This is a genomic window from Paraburkholderia sp. J94 (assembly GCF_905220285.1).
In the GTDB taxonomy this organism is placed as follows: domain Bacteria; phylum Pseudomonadota; class Gammaproteobacteria; order Burkholderiales; family Burkholderiaceae; genus Paraburkholderia; species Paraburkholderia tropica_A.
In genome coordinates, this window is the sequence record NZ_CAJMZH010000005.1 from 147,068 (window position 1) to 164,409 (window position 17,342).

At 63.3% G+C, this 17,342-nt stretch carries 16 protein-coding genes and 1 pseudogene; 11 read left to right on the forward strand and 6 right to left on the reverse strand.

Annotated elements, in window-relative coordinates; translation table 11 throughout:
* Positions 1-3: 3 nt before the first annotated feature.
* The 4 genes and pseudogenes from U4Y88_RS11900 to U4Y88_RS11915 form a co-directional block, all read right to left on the reverse strand.
* Complete coding sequence (locus U4Y88_RS11900) at positions 4-687, reverse strand: histidine phosphatase family protein (RefSeq protein WP_321784088.1); 684 nt, start codon at positions 685-687, stop codon at positions 4-6.
* 124 nt (positions 688-811) lie between these two features.
* Positions 812-1,711 (reverse strand): LysR family transcriptional regulator, encoded by a 900-nt coding sequence (locus tag U4Y88_RS11905; RefSeq protein WP_321784090.1) that lies wholly within the window; start codon positions 1,709-1,711, stop codon positions 812-814.
* Positions 1,712-1,818: 107 nt separating this feature from the next.
* Entirely contained in the window at positions 1,819-3,651 is a 1,833-nt protein-coding gene (locus U4Y88_RS11910) for an SLC13 family permease (protein ID WP_321784092.1), read from the reverse strand.
* A 167-nt stretch (positions 3,652-3,818) separates the two neighbouring features.
* Positions 3,819-4,758 (reverse strand): annotated as a pseudogene (locus U4Y88_RS11915) (LysR family transcriptional regulator).
* Between the two features lie 154 nt (positions 4,759-4,912).
* Between U4Y88_RS11915 and U4Y88_RS11920 the strand changes: the two are divergent.
* The 7 genes from U4Y88_RS11920 to U4Y88_RS11950 all read left to right on the forward strand — a co-directional run bounded on the left by U4Y88_RS11920 (position 4,913) and on the right by U4Y88_RS11950 (position 11,200).
* Positions 4,913-5,782, forward strand: a complete 870-nt coding sequence (locus U4Y88_RS11920; protein ID WP_321784094.1) for an NmrA family NAD(P)-binding protein — start codon at positions 4,913-4,915, stop codon at positions 5,780-5,782.
* Between the two features lie 248 nt (positions 5,783-6,030).
* Complete coding sequence (gene pqqA / locus U4Y88_RS11925; protein ID WP_110327818.1) at positions 6,031-6,102, forward strand: pyrroloquinoline quinone precursor peptide PqqA; 72 nt, start codon at positions 6,031-6,033, stop codon at positions 6,100-6,102.
* Between the two features lie 84 nt (positions 6,103-6,186).
* Complete coding sequence (pqqB, locus tag U4Y88_RS11930) at positions 6,187-7,098, forward strand: pyrroloquinoline quinone biosynthesis protein PqqB (RefSeq protein WP_321784096.1); 912 nt, start codon at positions 6,187-6,189, stop codon at positions 7,096-7,098.
* A 103-nt stretch (positions 7,099-7,201) separates the two neighbouring features.
* On the forward strand, positions 7,202-7,948 hold the full coding sequence (pqqC, locus tag U4Y88_RS11935; RefSeq protein ID WP_224013402.1) for a pyrroloquinoline-quinone synthase PqqC: 747 nt from the start codon (positions 7,202-7,204) through the stop codon (positions 7,946-7,948).
* Between the two features lie 22 nt (positions 7,949-7,970).
* Positions 7,971-8,246 (forward strand): pyrroloquinoline quinone biosynthesis peptide chaperone PqqD, encoded by a 276-nt coding sequence (pqqD, locus tag U4Y88_RS11940; RefSeq protein WP_224013403.1) that lies wholly within the window; start codon positions 7,971-7,973, stop codon positions 8,244-8,246.
* The gene (pqqE, locus tag U4Y88_RS11945; RefSeq protein ID WP_224013404.1) at positions 8,239-9,387 is read left to right on the forward strand and encodes a pyrroloquinoline quinone biosynthesis protein PqqE; all 1,149 of its coding nucleotides are present in this window, start codon (positions 8,239-8,241) and stop codon (positions 9,385-9,387) included. The genes pqqD and pqqE overlap by 8 nt, the downstream gene beginning before the upstream one ends.
* The gene (locus tag U4Y88_RS11950; RefSeq protein WP_321784098.1) at positions 9,353-11,200 is read left to right on the forward strand and encodes a S9 family peptidase; all 1,848 of its coding nucleotides are present in this window, start codon (positions 9,353-9,355) and stop codon (positions 11,198-11,200) included. The genes pqqE and U4Y88_RS11950 overlap by 35 nt, the downstream gene beginning before the upstream one ends.
* A gap of 44 nt (positions 11,201-11,244) precedes the next feature.
* Here U4Y88_RS11950 and U4Y88_RS11955 read toward each other — a convergent pair whose 3' ends face one another.
* Both U4Y88_RS11955 and U4Y88_RS11960 read right to left on the reverse strand, forming a co-directional pair.
* The gene (locus U4Y88_RS11955) at positions 11,245-11,553 is read right to left on the reverse strand and encodes a non-heme iron oxygenase ferredoxin subunit (RefSeq protein ID WP_224013406.1); all 309 of its coding nucleotides are present in this window, start codon (positions 11,551-11,553) and stop codon (positions 11,245-11,247) included.
* A gap of 51 nt (positions 11,554-11,604) precedes the next feature.
* The gene (locus tag U4Y88_RS11960) at positions 11,605-12,687 is read right to left on the reverse strand and encodes a fatty acid desaturase family protein (protein ID WP_321784100.1); all 1,083 of its coding nucleotides are present in this window, start codon (positions 12,685-12,687) and stop codon (positions 11,605-11,607) included.
* A gap of 175 nt (positions 12,688-12,862) precedes the next feature.
* Between U4Y88_RS11960 and U4Y88_RS11965 the strand changes: the two genes are divergently transcribed.
* The 4 genes from U4Y88_RS11965 (at position 12,863) to U4Y88_RS11980 (ending at position 17,318) form a co-directional block, all read left to right on the forward strand.
* Positions 12,863-13,924, forward strand: coding sequence for a LacI family DNA-binding transcriptional regulator (locus tag U4Y88_RS11965; RefSeq protein ID WP_321784102.1), 1,062 nt, complete (start codon positions 12,863-12,865; stop codon positions 13,922-13,924).
* Positions 13,925-14,387: 463 nt separating this feature from the next.
* Complete coding sequence (locus tag U4Y88_RS11970; RefSeq protein ID WP_310633105.1) at positions 14,388-14,786, forward strand: hypothetical protein; 399 nt, start codon at positions 14,388-14,390, stop codon at positions 14,784-14,786.
* Between the two features lie 230 nt (positions 14,787-15,016).
* The gene (gene hpnI, locus U4Y88_RS11975; protein ID WP_415774434.1) at positions 15,017-16,204 is read left to right on the forward strand and encodes a bacteriohopanetetrol glucosamine biosynthesis glycosyltransferase HpnI; all 1,188 of its coding nucleotides are present in this window, start codon (positions 15,017-15,019) and stop codon (positions 16,202-16,204) included.
* Between the two features lie 58 nt (positions 16,205-16,262).
* Entirely contained in the window at positions 16,263-17,318 is a 1,056-nt protein-coding gene (locus U4Y88_RS11980) for a flippase-like domain-containing protein (RefSeq protein WP_224013411.1), read from the forward strand.
* The last annotated feature ends 24 nt before the right edge of the window (positions 17,319-17,342 follow it).

Genomic DNA, 17,342 nt, shown 5'->3' on the forward strand with positions numbered 1-17,342 from the left:
GCGTCAGCCGTAAGTGACGAATTCGCGCCGATCGGCGTGATCGAGATGCGGCAAGGCGTTGAAGCTCACCAGCGACATCGCCTGCTCGTTGCAAACGTAATGGCTCACGCTGCTATTGCGAATCTGCATATTCAGCGCGATCGACGCCGCGGCGGGCGCCTGCAAGATCTGCTGCGTGAAAACGGAAATCGGGCCGCCCGAACTGACCACCAGCACGCGCTTGCGCCCCATGCGCTGAATGGCGTGGCGCGCGCGTTCGACGCGCGTCTGAAACTGCGCCCAGCTTTCCGGCAAGTCGCCGGGCAAGCGGTCCTCGGACCACAGTTGCAGCGTTTGTTTGAGGACCTTGTAGAAGTGTTTCGGCGAGCTTTCCGGCGCGATGCCGGACGCGAATTCCTTTTCGCCACACTCGCCGCGCGCCGCGAACAGCGCGCGAAAATCGTATTCGTTGAGGTCGGCGTCCTGCACGACGTCGATGCGCAAACCGCGCATGGCCCAGAGAATGGCGTCGGCGGTTTGTTCGTGACGACGCATCGTGCCGATCACCACGCAGTCGAATTCGAGCGCCTGCTGCGCGAAATATTCGCCGAGCCAGCGCGATTGCGTGCGCCCCGAAGGCGAAAGCTCGTCGTAGTTCTCAGCGCCGAACGACGCCTGACCGTGCCGTACCAGATAGAGTTCCGCCATGCCATCCTCGTCTGAACATGGCAGTCACGATACCGGCCCGCAAGGCATTCAGGAAATTTATTCTATTGATACCCGGGCATAACGAATGGTGATTACCCATCGCTGCCGTGGCACACGCGGAAATTCAGTGCTTGCGCGAACGCATGAGACGCCCGATCTGCTCGCGCAGCCAGCGATGCGCGGGGTCGCCCGACACACTGCGATGCCAGTATCCATGCGTTTCGAGTTCGGGCAACGCGAACGGCAGCGCGAGAATGCGCGCGTCGTAGCGGCGCACGAGCGCGAGCGGCGCGGTCAGCACGAGATCGGTGCGCATGGCGATCAGCGGCGCAACCAGATAATGCTGCACGCGTGTCTGAATCGTGCGCCGCAAGCCGAGCTTGTTCAATTCGGTATCGACGAGACCGGGCCCCTGCCTGCGGCTCGACACGTGAATATGACCAAGCCGCAAATAATCATCGAGCGTGAGTTTCTTTTTCGTGAACGGATGATCCTTGCGCAGCAGACACGCATAGCGGTCGCAGCCCAGCGCCTGCTGTTCGAGTTGCGGATCGTCGATCAGTGGCGCGTCGATGGCGAGATTGACCGCGCCGCTCGCCAGCGCCTCGGGCACTTCGCGGCGCGTGGTGAAGTAGCTTTCGATGCGAATGCCGGGCGCCTGACGTTGCAGCACTTCTTCGAGCGCGGGCAGCAGCAGGGCCTCGGTGAGATCGTTCATGCTGAGCCGGAAGGTGCGCTGCGACGTGGCCGGATCGAATTGCTCGCCCGCATGCGTGCTCGAATCGAGTAGCTGAAGCGCCTCGCGCACGCGGCCGATGATGTTCTCGGAAACGGGCGTCGGCATCATGCCCGCGGCCGTGCTCACGAACAAGGGATCGCCGAACGATTTGCGCATGCGCGCGAGCGCATTGCTCACGGCAGGTTGCGTGATGAAAAGCAGTTCCGCCGCGCGCGTGAGATTGCGCGTGCGATACACGGCTTCAAAAACCACAAAGAGATTGAGATCGATCTTCGTCAGGCTCATGGGCGAATTCCTTACCGGCTCGCGCGAGACTAACCGGCGCGGCACCGCGCCGTCAATCGGCTATTCAACCGTTTCATGCGGAATTCAATGCCGCATTCCATGCCGCTTCAATGCGGATAAGCCGGCCACAGCAACGGCACGAGCAACACGTTGATGACCAGTGCCGCCAGCGAAGCAGGCAAACCGACACGAAAGAACTCGCCGAAACGATAACCGCCCGCCGTGCTCACGAGCGAATTCACGGGCGTGGACACCGGCGACATATACGCCGCCGACGCGGCCACCGCCACCGTCATCGCGAACGGATACGGCGAGGCCTGCAAATGCGCGGCCATCGCGATCACCACGGGCGCCATCAGCACCGCCGTGGCCGTGCTCGAAATGACGATGCCGACCACCAGCGTCAGCACGAACATCGCCGCCAGCAGACCGTGCACGCCCCAGCCGCCCGCGACACGCAACACCGCGTCCGCTGCAATATCGATGCCGCCCGTGCGTTGCAGCGCGATCGAAAACGGCAGCATGCCGACGATCAGCACGAGGCTGCGCCAATGAATCGCGCGATAGGCGCTATCGAGATTCACGCAGCCGAGCGCACCCATCAGCAGGCAGCCGATCAGGCCCGCGAGCACGTTCGGCACCCACGGCGTGAGCAGCATCGCGATCACCAGCGCCATGCACGCGAGTGCATGCGGGGCCTTGTGCGGCGCGGGCACGAAAGCCTCGCTTTCGACCGGCATCGCGAGACAGACGATATCGTGCTCGACCGAGTCCATCGTAAAGAGACTGAGCCACGGACCGACCACGAGCAGCGTGTCGCCGGCCTTGATTTTGGTGTCCTGCAGGCTGCGCGCGAGCGGCGCGTCGCCGCGCCGCAAACCCACCACCGTCACGCCATGACGACGCAGCGCCACCGAGCTGCGCGGCTCGCTGCCGACGAGCTTCGAATCGGGCGGCACGATCACCTCGGCCATGCCCACATCGTGCGTTTGATCCGTGAAATACGCGCCCGACATGCGCATCCGCACGAGCGCGAAACGCGTGCAGAACGCCTGCACGTCGAAACCTTCTTTTTCGACATCGAGCAGCAGCACATCGTTGGGCGCGACGTTGCTATCCGATGTCGCGAGCAACACCGTGGTGCCCATGCGCGCGCGGCGCTCGATGGCGACCACGTGCGCGTCGGGATCGTCGTCGAGTCCGCATTCGCCGAGCGTCTGGCCCACCAGCACCGAATGCGCGCGCACGCGCAAACGGAACGCGCGCCCTTCGAGCGAATAATGCTGCACCCAGTCGTTGATCGAGGGACGCACGGCCGTCGCGCCTCGTTCGGCGCCGCGCAAATGACGCTTCGCGAACAGCATCCACGCGATGCACGCGAGCAGAATCGGTACGCCGATGGGCGTGATTTCGAAGAAGCCGAAGCCGCGATGGCCGCGATGCACGAGCGCGCTGTTGACGACCAGATTCGACGTGGTCGCGACCAGCGTGAGCATGCCGCTCGTGAGCGCGGCCATGCTCATCGGCATGAGCAGGCGCGCGCGAGAGACACCCGACTGACGCGCGATGCGCAGCACGATCGGAATGAAGATCGCGACGATGGCGGTCGAACTCATCACCGAACCCATCAGGCCCACCACCGCCATGATCAGCACCACGAGCCGCCCTTCGTTCGAGCCGCCGCGCGCGATCAGATAGTCGCCCACGCGCTGCGCGACGCCGGTGCGCACGAGTCCGTCGCCGAGCACGAACAGCGCCGCGATCAGCACAATGTTGGCGTCGGAGAAACCGGCCAGTGCCTCGGGCACGGTGATCACGCCCGCGAGCGGCAGCGCGACGATCATGATGAGCGCCACGGCATCGGCGCGCGGGCGGCCGATCAGGAACATCGCGATGGCGCTCGCGAGACAGCCAACGGTAATCAGAAGGTCGGTGGACACGATAAACGCCTGGCGAGTCGGTTGGCCGGGTTGCTTCGCGGAGTGTGCCGGATTATCGCCGCGCGTGAATCGAGTGGCAGTAAGCCTCTGTTTTGTCGGGATAATTCAGTCGATTATAAAGTCTAAAGAAAAGCCGCCCGCCAGAAGGATTTCGCGCCGCGTGCGCCTCAATACCACGGCACATCCTTCAACGTCGCGCCGGTCATCTTGACGATAAAGTCGAGAAACGCCCGCACTTTCGCCGACGGCAAACGCCGCGACGGATAAAGCGCGTAAAGCGGAAAGCGGAAAGCGTTCGTCGGGCCAATCGGGAAAGAGATCGACGAGCTTGCCGCTGTCGAATAACGGCTGCGTGCCGAGCGCCATGATCTGCGCGATGCCGTGGCCCGCGAGACACGCGCCATGCATCGTCGAGACGTCGTTCACCATCAGCCGCCCGCGCGCCGCGATCGTCACTTTCTTGCGCGGCCGATGAAATTCCCACACGAATGGCCGCCCCGTTTCCGGGTCGCGATACTGAATGCACTGATGCGGCTCGCGTTCGAGATCGGCAGGCTTGAGCGGGCGTCCGTGCTTCTTCAAATAGGCCGGCGACGCCGCCGTGACGATGCGCGTATCGAGCAACTTGCGCGCGATCAGCGTCGAAGGACGCGGCACGCCGAAGCGCACGGCGAGATCGAAACCGTCGGCGACCATATCGCCAAGTTCGTCGCGCGTGATGAGATCGACATCGAGTTCGGGATGACGCTCGATGAATTGCCCGATGCGCGGGCTCAACACGATCTTCGAGAAGAACGGATCGACGTTCACGCGCAAACGCCCACGCACCGCGCTCGCGCCGCCTGCCGCCGATGCTGCGGCTTCTTCGAGCCCGTCGAGCAGCGGCACGATTTGCGCGTGGAAACGCCGGCCCTCGTCGGTGAGCGTGACGGTGCGCGTGGTGCGGTCGAACAGGCGTATGCCGAGCCGCGCCTCCAGCCGCGCGACCGAACGGCTCACGCCCGATTGCGTCATGTCGAGCCGCTCCGCCGCCGCCGCGAAACTGCCGCTGTCGACGATGGCCGTCATCACGCCCATGCCGTTGAGAATGCGTTCGTCGAAGGACATCGTGAATCTCCTGTAGCGTCAATCACGCCCATCACCGGGTCATGCCATTGTGTCATGAGTCCAATGCCTTTCATGTCATGGTGTAACGCGCAGCCCGCACCCAGAATGACGAGCGTCGAACACTTTCCTCGAACCATTGAACGGGAGCATGACGATGTACGCCATTACGGGAATCACGGGTCAGGTCGGCGGCGCGCTCGCGCATACGCTGATCGAACAGCAACTGCCGGTGCGCGCGGTCGTACGCAGCGCGGAAAAAGGCGCGCCGTGGGCGGCGCGCGGTTGCGAGGTCGCGCTCGCCGACATCAACGACGCGGATGCGCTGCGCCGCGCATTCGACGGCGCGCGTGGCGCGTTTGTCTTGCTGCCGCCGGTATTCGATCCGTCGCCGGATTTCGCGGAATCGCGGTGCGCGATCGAGGCGCTGCATACCGCGTTGAGCGCGGCACGGCCGGAACGCGTGGTCGTGCTCTCGACCATCGGCGCACAGTCGCGCGAACCGAATCTGCTCACACAGCTCGGCATGATGGAAACCGCGCTGCGCACGCTGCCTTCGCCGGTCGCCTTTCTGCGTGCGGCGTGGTTCTTCGACAATGCCGCGTGGGACGCGCAGCCTGCACGCGACTCGGGCGCGATCGCAAGCTTTTTGCAACCGCTGAACAAGCCCGTGCCGATGGTCGCCACCGACGACATCGGCCGCGTGGCAGCGCAATTGCTTCAGGAAACCTGGCAAGGCGCGCGCGTCGTCGAACTCGAAGGACCGCGCCGCGTGACGCCCAACGAAATCGCCGCCGCTTTCGCGCAGGCGCTCGGCCAGCCCGTGCACGCGCATAGCGTGCCGCGCGAGGTCTGGGAGGCGCAATTCCGCGCGCAAGGCATGCGCAATCCCTTGCCGCGCATGCGTATGCTCGACGGTTTCAACGAGGGCTGGATCGAATTCGAAACGCCCGCCGAGTCCTGGAAAGGCCGTGTGACGCTGGAAACGGCGATTCGCCGGATCTGTGAGCGCAGTGAAATGGCGTGAATCGCATGACGCTTACATTTCTATAATGCCCGCCATTCAGCGCAATATTGCCATTCAACCCTTAATTATTTCGCCGATAGAAATAATCAGAGGAATTAGCGTGCATTCATGTAGCGGAAAACACCAATTGCAAACGTCAATGCGGCATTGCGCACAAATTTGATACGATGCGCGTGAGGCGGATGGCGCGCGTGTACGCTCACCCGGCGTCCGCCTGATCAACCTGTTTTAATGAAAGGAGTTCCGCCATGTGGACCAAGCCCGCTTATACCGATCTGCGTCTCGGTTTTGAAATCACGATGTACATCTCGAACCGTTAATTCGCAGCATCGACGGTCACGATAGCCCCGGCCCGCCGGGGCTTTTTCACTTGACGCGCGCCACGGCGTCGCCTTTCATCAAGCATGCATATTCAAATTCTCGGCTCAGCGGCCGGCGGCGGCTTTCCGCAATGGAACTGCAATTGCGCCAATTGCGCGGGCTTTCGCAGCGGCCGCATTCGCGCCCAGGCGCGCACGCAATCGTCGATCGCCGTCTCGGACGACGGCGTCTCGTGGGTCCTGTGCAACGCCTCGCCGGACATCCGCGCGCAATTGCAGGGCTTCGCGCCGATGCAGCCGAACCGCGCGCTGCGCGACACCGGCATCGCCGCCATCGTCCTGATGGACAGCCAGATCGACCATACGACCGGCCTGCTGAGTCTGCGCGAAGGCTGCCCGCACGAGGTCTGGTGCACGGACATGGTCCACGAGGATCTGAGCACGGGCTTTCCGCTTTTCACGATGCTGCAGCACTGGAACGGCGGCTTGCGCTGGAACCCGATCGTCTCGGGCGAGGCGTTCCAGATTCCCGCCTGCCCCAATCTGCGTTTCTCGCCGTTCGCGCTGCGCAGCGCCGCGCCGCCGTATTCGCCGCATCGCCACGATCCGCACGAAGGCGATAACATCGGTCTCGTGATCGAAGATCTGCGCACCGGCGGCAAACTGTTCTACGCGCCCGGACTCGGCGAAGTCGATGCGGCCTTGCTCGAACGCATGCATGCCGCCGACTGCCTGCTCGTGGACGGCACGCTCTGGACCGACGACGAAATGCAGCAACGCGGCGTGGGCACGCGCACGGGCAGCCAGATGGGCCATCTCGCGCAAAGCGGCGCGGGCGGTATGCTGGAAGTGCTTGAGCAGTTTCCGCGCGCGCGCAAGATTCTCACGCACATCAATAATACGAATCCGATTCTCGATGAGGATTCGCCCGAGCGTGCGGAACTGGCGCGACGCAACGTGGAAGTCGCGTTCGACGGCATGAGCATCGAGATTTGACGAACACGCTTCCGACATCACGCACGCCGCCATCCACCGCGCGCCGAACGCGATTTCCGAAGCCCCCGCGCGCGAATTCGCCGCGCAGCCACAGGACCGAGTCATGAGCCAAACCGCCCTCACTCCCGAACAATTCGAACAGGCCCTGCGCGCGAAAGGCGCGTTCTACCACATTCATCATCCGTATCACGTGGCGATGTACGAAGGCCGCGCGACCCGCGAGCAGATCCAGGGCTGGGTGGCGAACCGCTTCTATTACCAGGTCAACATTCCGATGAAGGACGCAGCGATTCTCGCCAATTGTCCCGACCGCGAAGTGCGCCGCCAATGGATCCAGCGTCTGCTCGACCACGACGGCGCGCCGGGCGAAGACGGCGGCATCGAAGCGTGGCTGCGTCTGGGCGAAGCCGTCGGGCTCGATCCCGAGCAATTGCGCTCGCAGGAACTCGTGCTGCCCGGCGTGCGTTTCGCAGTGGATGCTTACGTGAATTTCGCGCGCCGCGCGAGCTGGCAGGAAGCGGCGAGCAGTTCGCTCACGGAATTGTTCGCGCCGCAGATTCATCAGTCGCGTCTGGATACGTGGCCCGCGCATTATCCGTGGATCGATCCGCGCGGCTACGAGTATTTCCGCTCGCGTCTGAGCCAGGCGCGCCGCGATGTCGAGCATGGTTTGCAGATCACGTTGCAGCATTACACGACGTATGAAAGCCAGCAGCGTATGCTGGAGATTCTGCAATTCAAACTCGATATTCTGTGGACCATGCTCGACGCGATGTCGATGGCCTACGAACTCGGCCGCCCGCCCTATCATTCGGTCACGAACGAGCGCGTCTGGCATAAAGGTCTTTAAAAGACCGCTAAAGGAACACACTGTGAATTTCGACCGCAATCTGAAACCGGTCTGGCGCCGGGGTTATCGCTTTCAGTTCGAGCCCGCGCAAGACGCGCACGTGCTGCTCTATCCCGAGGGCATGGTGAAGCTCAATGAAAGCGCCTCGGCCATCGGCTCGCTGATCGACGGCGAGCGCAGCGTCGCGGCCATCATCGACCAGTTGAACACGCAATTCCCCGGCGTGCCCGAACTGGCCGAAGACGTCGAGCAGTTCATGCTCGTCGCGCGTGAAAAGCACTGGATCGATCTTGTCTGAACTGAAACCCTCGCCCGCTGCCCCGAGCGTCGGCCTGCCGCTGTGGCTGCTCGCGGAAGTCACCTACCGCTGCCCGCTGCAATGCCCGTACTGCTCGAATCCCGTGGATTTCGCGCGTCAGGGCAACGAGCTGAGCACGCAGGACTGGATTCGCGTGATGACCGAAGCGCGCGCGATGGGCGCGGCGCAAATCGGTTTTTCCGGCGGCGAGCCGCTGGTGCGCCAGGACCTCGCCGAATTGATCGGCGAGGCGCGCAAACTCGGCTATTACACCAATCTGATCACGTCGGGCATTGGTCTGACCGAACAGAAGATCGCCGATTTTCAGCGCGCGGGCCTCGATCATATTCAGATCAGTTTTCAATCGAGCGACGAGCAGGTGAACAACATGCTCGCCGGTTCGAGCAAGGCGTTCGCGCAGAAACTCGCGATGGCGCGCGCCGTGAAGGCGCACGGTTATCCGATGGTGCTGAACTTCGTCACGCACCGCTATAACATCGACGATATCGATCGCATCATCGAATTGTGTATTGCGCTCGAAGCCGATTTCGTCGAACTCGCGACCTGCCAGTTTTACGGCTGGGCCAAGCTCAATCGCGCGCAATTGCTGCCCACGCGCGAGCAGCTCGAACGCGCCGAACGCATCACCAACGAATACCGCGAAAAACTCGAAGCGAGCGGCAATCCGTGCAAGCTCATTTTCGTGACGCCCGATTATTACGAGGAGCGTCCGAAGGCCTGCATGGGCGGCTGGGGCGCGATTTTCCTCACCGTCACGCCCGACGGCACCGCACTGCCGTGCCACGGCGCGCGCCAGTTGCCGATTCAGTTTCCCAATGTGCGCGATCACGATCTGCGCCACATCTGGTACGACTCGTTCGGCTTCAACCGCTTTCGCGGCGACGCATGGATGCCCGAGCCATGCCGCTCGTGCGACGAGAAACAGAAGGACTTCGGCGGCTGCCGCTGCCAGGCGTTCATGCTGACCGGCGACGCGGCGAACGCGGACCCCGTGTGCGGAAAATCGCCCGAGCACCGCATCATCGTGCAGGCGCGCAGCGAGGCGGCGCAGCCGGTGCCCACGACCCAACCGCTCATCTTCCGCAATGACCGAAACTCCCGCACGCTCGGCAATCCCTGAGCGCATCACCGCCGAGCAGGCCGTCGCAGCCGGCAAGGATTTCATCGAACTGGCCGCGAGCGATCGCGGAGTCTTCTGGACTGCGTACGATCCCGCCGATGCGGCCTGCCGCATCTGGCGCGCCGTGCCTCATGACGATGGCCATGCGCCGCGCTGCCTCACGCCCGATGGCTTCAGCGTGCGCGGACGCGTCTACGAATACGGCGGCGGCTCGTTCTGCATCGCGGGCGATGCGCTGGTATTCGTCAACGAGAAAGATCAGCAGCTTTATCGGCAGCCGATTGAAGGCGATGCCGCGCCCGCCGCGCTCACGCAGGGCACGCGGCGTTATGGCGATCTGCGTTTCAGCCACGGCGCGATTCTCGCGGTCGAAGAGGAAGGCGGCACGCATCGCATCGTCTCGATCGCGCTCGACGATGGCGCGCGCACGGTGCTCGCCGAAGGCGGCGACTTCTACGCCGCGCCCGGCATCAGCCCCGATGGCTCACGGCTCGCGTGGATCGAATGGCAGCGACCGCATCAGCCGTGGACGTCGACGCAATTGCGCATCAGCGAACGCACCGCGCAAGGCTGGAGCGCGCCGCGCACGCTCGCGGGCGACGCGCGCGAAGAAGCGCTGCAACAGGCGCATTTCGACGCGCACGGCCACCTGTATTGCCTCAGCGATCGCGCGGGCTTCTGGCAGCCCTGGCGCGAAGCCAACGGCGCGCTCGAAGCGCTGCCGGGCACGCCCGCCGATCACGCGGCCGCACCGTGGCAACTCGGCGGACGCAGCTGGATCGCGCTCGACGACGGCACGAATCTGGGCGCGTGGATGGAGAACGGCTGGGGCAAGCTCGGTCATCGCGATGCGCATGGCGCGTGCCATGAACTCGCCGCCGGCTACAGCCGCTTTCGCAATCTCGCCGCCGACGCCGACCATCTTTACTGCATCGCCGCGTCGCCCACCTGCCCGGCCGCCGTGCTCGCGATCGGACGGCGCGATCATCGCGTGCGCGTGCTGGCCGAGGTCTCGCCGATGATGCCCGACGCACGCATTCCGCAGCCGGAGATCCTGCGTTTTCCGAGCGGCGATCAGCACGCGCACGGCTATTTCTACGCGCCCGAAGGCGATATCGAAGCACCGCCCGTTGTGCTGTTCATTCACGGCGGCCCGACCTCGGCCTGCTACCCCGTGTTCGATCCGCGCATTCCGTACTGGACGCAGCGCGGCTTCGCCGTCGTCAATCTGAACTACCGCGGCAGCACCGGTTACGGCCGCGCGTTCCGCGAAGCGCTGCGCGACAACTGGGGCGTGGCCGACGTCGACGACTCCTGCAACGCCGTCGCCTGGCTCGCCGCGCAGCACCGCATCGATCCCGCGCGCGCCTTCATTCGCGGCGGCAGCGCCGGCGGCTACACGGCACTCTGCGCGCTGGCGTTCCGCGACGTGTTTCGCGGTGGCGGCAGCCTGTATGGCGTGAGTGATCCGCTCACGCTCGGCGAGCACACGCATAAATTCGAAGCCGATTATCTCGACTGGCTGATCGGCGACCCGGTTGCCGATCTCGAACGTTATCGCGCGCGCACGCCGCTGCTGCATGCAAGCCAAATCCACGTGCCGGTGATTTTCTTCCAGGGCGAACTCGACGCCGTGGTCACGCCCGATCAAACGCGCAGCATGGTGACCGCGCTGGAACAAAACGGCGTGCGCGTGGAAGCGCATTATTACGCCGACGAGCGCCACGGTTTTCGCAAGGCGGCCAATCAGGCGCATGCGCTCAAGGCCGAATACGCGTTTTACTGCGCAATTCTCGGCTTGCCTGTGGAATAACGCACGGCGGCGCGCCCTCGATATCGACTTCAGATTTATCGACTTCAGATTTCGAGCAGGATGCGCCCGCCCTCCACTTTCGCGGGCCACGTCTTGAGTTTTTCGCAGACTGGCGCGCACAGCGGGCGTCCGTCGCGCACATCGAATCGGCCATTGTGTTTGGGACATTCGATCACGTGGCCCATCACGAGTCCATCGCTCAGATGCACCTGCTCATGCGTGCAGAGTCCATCGCTCGCATACACATCCTCGCCGATGCGATAAATCGCGTAAGTATGGCCCGCGTGATCGAAGCGCATCACGTCTTCGTCTTCGATATCGTCGAGCGCGGCAGCGTCGATCCATTGCGTCATGTTCGTCTCCTGATTGTCGTGTCGTGTTTTCGCGTTACGTTGTTGCGCGCTTCATGCCTGCGCGACGCCCGCGCCCGGAATCGGCCGCGCAACCGCATAGGAAGGATCGCGCGTCTGCCGCACCAGCGCCGGAATGATTTCCGCATACGCCGCAATCGTGCTGGAATACGGCGTGGGCATATCGTCTTTCACTACATCGTGCAATTTCGGCAAGGCATGAAACGGCACCATCGGAAACATATGATGTTCGACGTGGTAATTCATGTTCCAGTAGAGAAAACGAAATAGCGGATTCATCCTCACCGTACGGCAATTGCGGCGATGATCGAGCACGTTCTCGGGCATGCCTGCGTGCTGCGTGAGTCCGAAATACAGATACAGCCACGCGCCATACAAACTCGGCAAGCCGATATACAGCAGCGGCAAAATCGAGCGAAAGCCAATGCACGCAGCAATCACGAGCACATAAACCGCCAGCGCGATACGCGCCTCGCGAATCACCTTCGGCCATTCCGAAGCCGGAATAAAGGTCTCTTCTTCCGCGCCGATACGGCCGAACGCTGCGCTCACCATGCGTGGCAGCTCGTGCGCCACATGTTTGATCGCGAAGATATTGAGGCCGAGCGCAAGCCAGTCGGTGGGACGCTGCGCGCCGATTTCCGGGTCGCGCCCGACCACGAGCGTATCGGTATGGTGACGCGCGTGGCTCCAGCGCCAGACCGTCGCGCGCCGGAATACCTGAAACGACGCGACCTGATACAACGCGTCGTTCATCCAGCGCGTTTTAAACGCGGTGCCGTGACCGGATTCATGCCAGCGCGAATCCGCGGGGCTGCAATAGAGCGTGCCGTAAAGCAGAAAGGCGGGAATCGCCCAAAAAGAATGCCAATGCCACGCGTAACCGGCCAGCGCGCCGCTCGCGATAATCGACGCGTACCAGAGCAAGGTGTCGCGAATCGCGCGGCCGTCGCTGCGCTGCATCAATTGCTTCATCGTCGCGCGCGGCACCGCGCATTTGTACCAGTCCGCGTTGACGAGGCCGGCCGCCTGCGCGCGCTCGCCAGCGCCGCCGATCAGCCGATACGCCTCGCGCGCCGAGGCACCGGCCGTTTCCGCAGTCTCCGTATGCGCCACTTGTGTCTCCTTGTCGGAAGGCGCCGCATCGTGTGCGCGGCGCTCATGTGACGAACATAGGTGAGCGCGCGGCGCGCCTCAATGCCAGGATTGACGAAATTTCGTCTTTCTTCTAGCGTTAGCACGACGCGCGCACCTCAGCGTGCAGCGCAACATCGCCACCAGGAGACGCCACGTGTCGAAAACAACGCCGCCGCATTGGCGCAAGCGCACCGCCCGCTTCATCGAAATCGCGGAACTCGCGGGCGTCAGCACGACGACCGTCGACCGTGTGCTCAACGAGCGCGGCAGTGTTTCCGCGCAGGCGCGCGAGCGCGTGGTGGCCGCCGCGAAGCAACTTGGCGTGCCGCGTTCGATGCCGGACACGCAGCATGGCCTCGTGCATATCGACGTCTTGCTGCCGGACAGCGACCTGCCGTTCTTCAGCCGATTGCGCGAGGCGTTGCAGCGCGCGATGCAGATGCTCGACCGACGCGTGGTCGTGCATCGCACGCTATTGAGCGCCGCTGACGAAGCGCGTCTGCCGGAATCGATCGGTCACACGCGCCATCGCCGCGCCGCGCTCATCGTCACCGCGCAGGACACGCCCGACGTGCGCGCCGCGCTCGCCGCCGCCATCGCGCGCGGCGAAACCGTCGTGACGATGGTGACCGATATCGGCGGCATCGAGCGGCGGCATTTCGCGGGTATCGACAATCTGCGCGCGGGCCGCACAGCGGGCTATTTTCTCGGCCGACTCGCGAAGCCCGGCCGCGTGCTGCTCTTGCCCGCACGCCTCGACTATCGCGCGCACGCCGACCGCATCGCAGGCTGCCGCGAACAGATCGCGGAGCATTTCCCCGCCCTGGCGTGCGAAGTCTCGTCGAGCGAATCGCACGACGCCGACGACCGCTGCTATCGCGCCGTGAACGCCGCGCTGCGGCGCGGCCCGCTCGCGGGCATCTACAACACCGGTTATGGATCGGCGGGCATCGAAGCGGCGCTGCGCAAAGCGGGACTCGCGGGCGAGGTCGTGTGGATCGGCCACGAGATGCTCGACATTCATCGGCACTATATCGACGCGGGCATCATGGATATCGCCATCGATCAGGACCCGGACGGTCAGGTCATCGCGGCGCTTCAACATGCGCTGCACGCGGGCGGCATCGTCGCCGATACGCCCGCCGCCGAGCCCGTGGAGTTTCGCGTGTTCTGTCCGGCAAACGTGAGGCGCAGCGCGTATCTGGTCAACGCCTAGAACACCGGAAAGTTTTTGGAATGTTATGTAAGCACCCATGCGAATCACGCGAATCGATTATCGATTTCATTAAGGTGATTCTGCGAATTCGTTGCATGCGGGAATAGTTTCAGCACGCATATTGCGCGCGTTGAGCATATCGTGCAGATCGCGACATAAAGCCGACACACGGGTGTCTCAATTGGTTTGCTATCCTGATCGCTGACAAAAAGCTTTCCATAAGCACACGTTGGCATTGATAAAACATTAATAGCGCAAGCGCTGTAACGATCCGTCAAGAAATAGGCCGCGCGAATCATCGTAGCCTTAAGCAAGCCTTCAGCTAACGGCTCGTACGATCACAGGATCTCGATCTGCAGCGCGTTAAAAGACGCACGTTTTACCGCAATCGAAATGCATGGTTCCGCATGGAATTTGAAATCCACTCATGCCTGTCGCGGTACGCACCGCTGGAGTCGCATTCGTGAAATTCTGGACGATTCGCCAGTGGCAAGCGCATATTCTCGTCGCCGCTCTCGCCGCCCTCAGTATTCAAGGCATGGTCTTTATTGACGTGCTGATAATGGGCGCACCGGCCGAGCGTTTCGACACGCCAACCTTTCATCTGACGGCTGCAGTGTCGGTCGCATTGATCGTTCTGATCGTGCGCGTGATCGCGCATGCCGCTTATCGTCACGCGGCCAGCCGCGGCATGCTGCGCAATGCATGCGGCCCGCAGGAAATAATGGGGCTGTCACACGATTGCCCTCATCGTGTGCTGATCACCTTGCATTGCCTGCTCTGCGAGCCGAGACTCGACGATGTCCACGGCGCATTCGCAGGCCGTCGCGATGCGCCCCGTTATTCGGACCCGAAGTTCTGACTTCGCTGCGTCACCTGACTCACCGACACTATGACCAGGCATGGACTGATGCAGGGCGACACTCGACTTATGACAACGCTGTTCTGGCTGATGCCGTCGAACGAGACATTCGACGACACCACGCGCTCGCGCATCCGGGTGCGCGCCGCATGATGCGCCCGCCTCGCTCCTACGACGACCTCTCGCTGAAGGCTCTGGCCATGGCGAGCGTGGGCCTTTCGCTGCTGGCGATGCTCGCCCTCGACGATACCGCGACGCACACCGTCGCGCATTTCGCGGCGTGGCTCGCGACCGTGGCGTGTTCCGTTTTTGCGGCCATCGGCGTGGCGTATACCCTGTTCGCCGCCGTTCTGGTCGATCGCTTTTTCAAGCGCAAAGCCGCGGCGCCCACGCATTTTCCGGGCATCACGCTCGTGAAGCCGCTGCATGGCACCGAATGGCGGCTCGAAGAACATCTGGCGAGTTTTTTCGATCAGGATTATCCGGGGCCGGTTCAGCACGTGTTCGGCGTGCACGACGCCAACGACGCCGCACTCGACATCGTGAACGCGTTGCGCGCGCGCTTTCCCGCTGCGGACATCGACGTGGTTGTCGATTCGCGCCTGTATGGCCCCAATCGCAAGGTCGCGAATCTCGTCAACATGCTCGATCATGTGCGCCACGACGTGCTGTGTTTCGCCGATAGCGACGTGAGCGTCGAACGCGACTATCTGCGTGCGATCGCGGGCGAACTCGAACAGCCTGGCGTCGGCATCGTCACCTGCGCCTATCGCGGCGTCGCCGCGCCCGGTTTCTGGACACGCGGATCGGTCGCCGCCACGCACTATCAGTTCCTGCCCGGCGTGATCACCGGACTCGCGATTGGCCGCGCGCGCCCATGCTTTGGCCAGACGATTGCGATGACGCGCGCCACGCTCGACGCCATCGGCGGCCTGGCGCAGTTTTCGCACCACCTCGCCGAAGATCACGCGCTCGGCGAAGCCGCGCGCCACATCGGCACGACCGTCGCGGTGCCCGCGCATCTGGTCAATCACGCCTGCACCGAAGCCACGTTTACCGCGCTGTTCACGCACGAATTACGCTGGAGCCGCACGATCCGCGCCGCCGACCGGCTCGGCCATCTCGGCTCATGCCTGATGCATCCGGTGCCGTTCGCACTGCTGGCGCTGCTCGCGTCGGGCGGCACACTCGCTGCCTCGGGCATGCTGATGCTCGCGCTTGCGGCGCGGCAACTGCTGCGCTGGCGCGTCGACCGCGCGACCGCTCAATCCGCGCGAGGCTGGTGGCTGCTGCCGATGTGGGATATCGTGCAATTCACGGTGTATCTCTGCAGTTTTCTTTCCTCGCATGTCATGTGGCGGGGCCACCGCTTCCGCGTCAATCGCGCGGGCATGCTGACGCTTTCATCGGATGAATGAGCCGTTGGCCGCATCGGATAAGCGTGTTCTTCCTTATATAAGCTGGACCAGAATGAATATGAAGCACGTCGGTCGCGTCGCCGCACTCTGCGGTTTGCTATTCGCGATCTGGCTCGTTTGGCGAGACAACCCTGCAACCATCGTCGATTTGATGCGCAAGGCCGGCGTCGGCCTCGTGATCGCGGCGCTCGTCCACGTGCTGCCGATGCTCGCGAACGCGTGGGACTGGCGCCTGCTGATCCGGCGCGCGCAGCGCCCGACGTTTGCGTTCATGCTCAAACTCGTGTGGATACGCGAATCGGTCAACGGCTTGCTGCCGGTCGCGCGCATCGGCGGCGAACTGGTGTCGTTCCGCCTGCTCGGCCGCGAAGGCGTGCGGCCCGCCGCGATCGTCGCGAGCCTCGTCACCGACATGCAGCTCACGCTGATCAGCCAGGTGATTTTCGCGCTGCTCGCGATCGCGTACCTGCTCGCTCAGGCGAGCAGCATGGGCGCGCGCGTCGCCGCGCATTTCGCGCTCGGCATCGCGCTCTTTACGCCGATTCTTTTGCTGTTTGCGCTCGTGCAGCACGCACGTCCGTTCGAGCGCGCGGCGAATCTCGTCAATCGCGTAACGGGCGGTAAGGTTTATGGGCTGATTGGCAATTCGCGGCGTATCGACGATTCGATTAAATCGGTCTGGCGTCAGACTTCCGTGGTGATGCAATACCTCGTGATCTGGCAAACGCTGCAATGCCTCGGCCTCGCGCTCGAAATCTGGGTCGCGCTGCACGCATTAGGTGTGGACGCAACGTTCGCCGAGGCCTTCGTATTCGAAGCGCTCATTCAACTCGCGAGCAGCATCGCGTTTCTGGTGCCCGGCAGTCTGGGCGTGCAGGAAGGCGGTTTCGTGCTGATCGGCTCCGTGCTGGGCATCGACGCGCCCACCTGCCTCGCGCTCGCGGGCGCGCGCCGCGTGCGCGATCTGCTGTTCTATCTGCCCGGACTCGTAGCGTGGCAGATCGCGGAGAACGCGACTCCGGCACCTGAACCCGCGATTGCAGCATGCACGAGCGATCATGCAAACGGCGCGCCTGCAAGCGAAGCTGCACCCAATCGGCTGGATTCGCGATAATACGCAGCGTCAGATTCTCCGCTT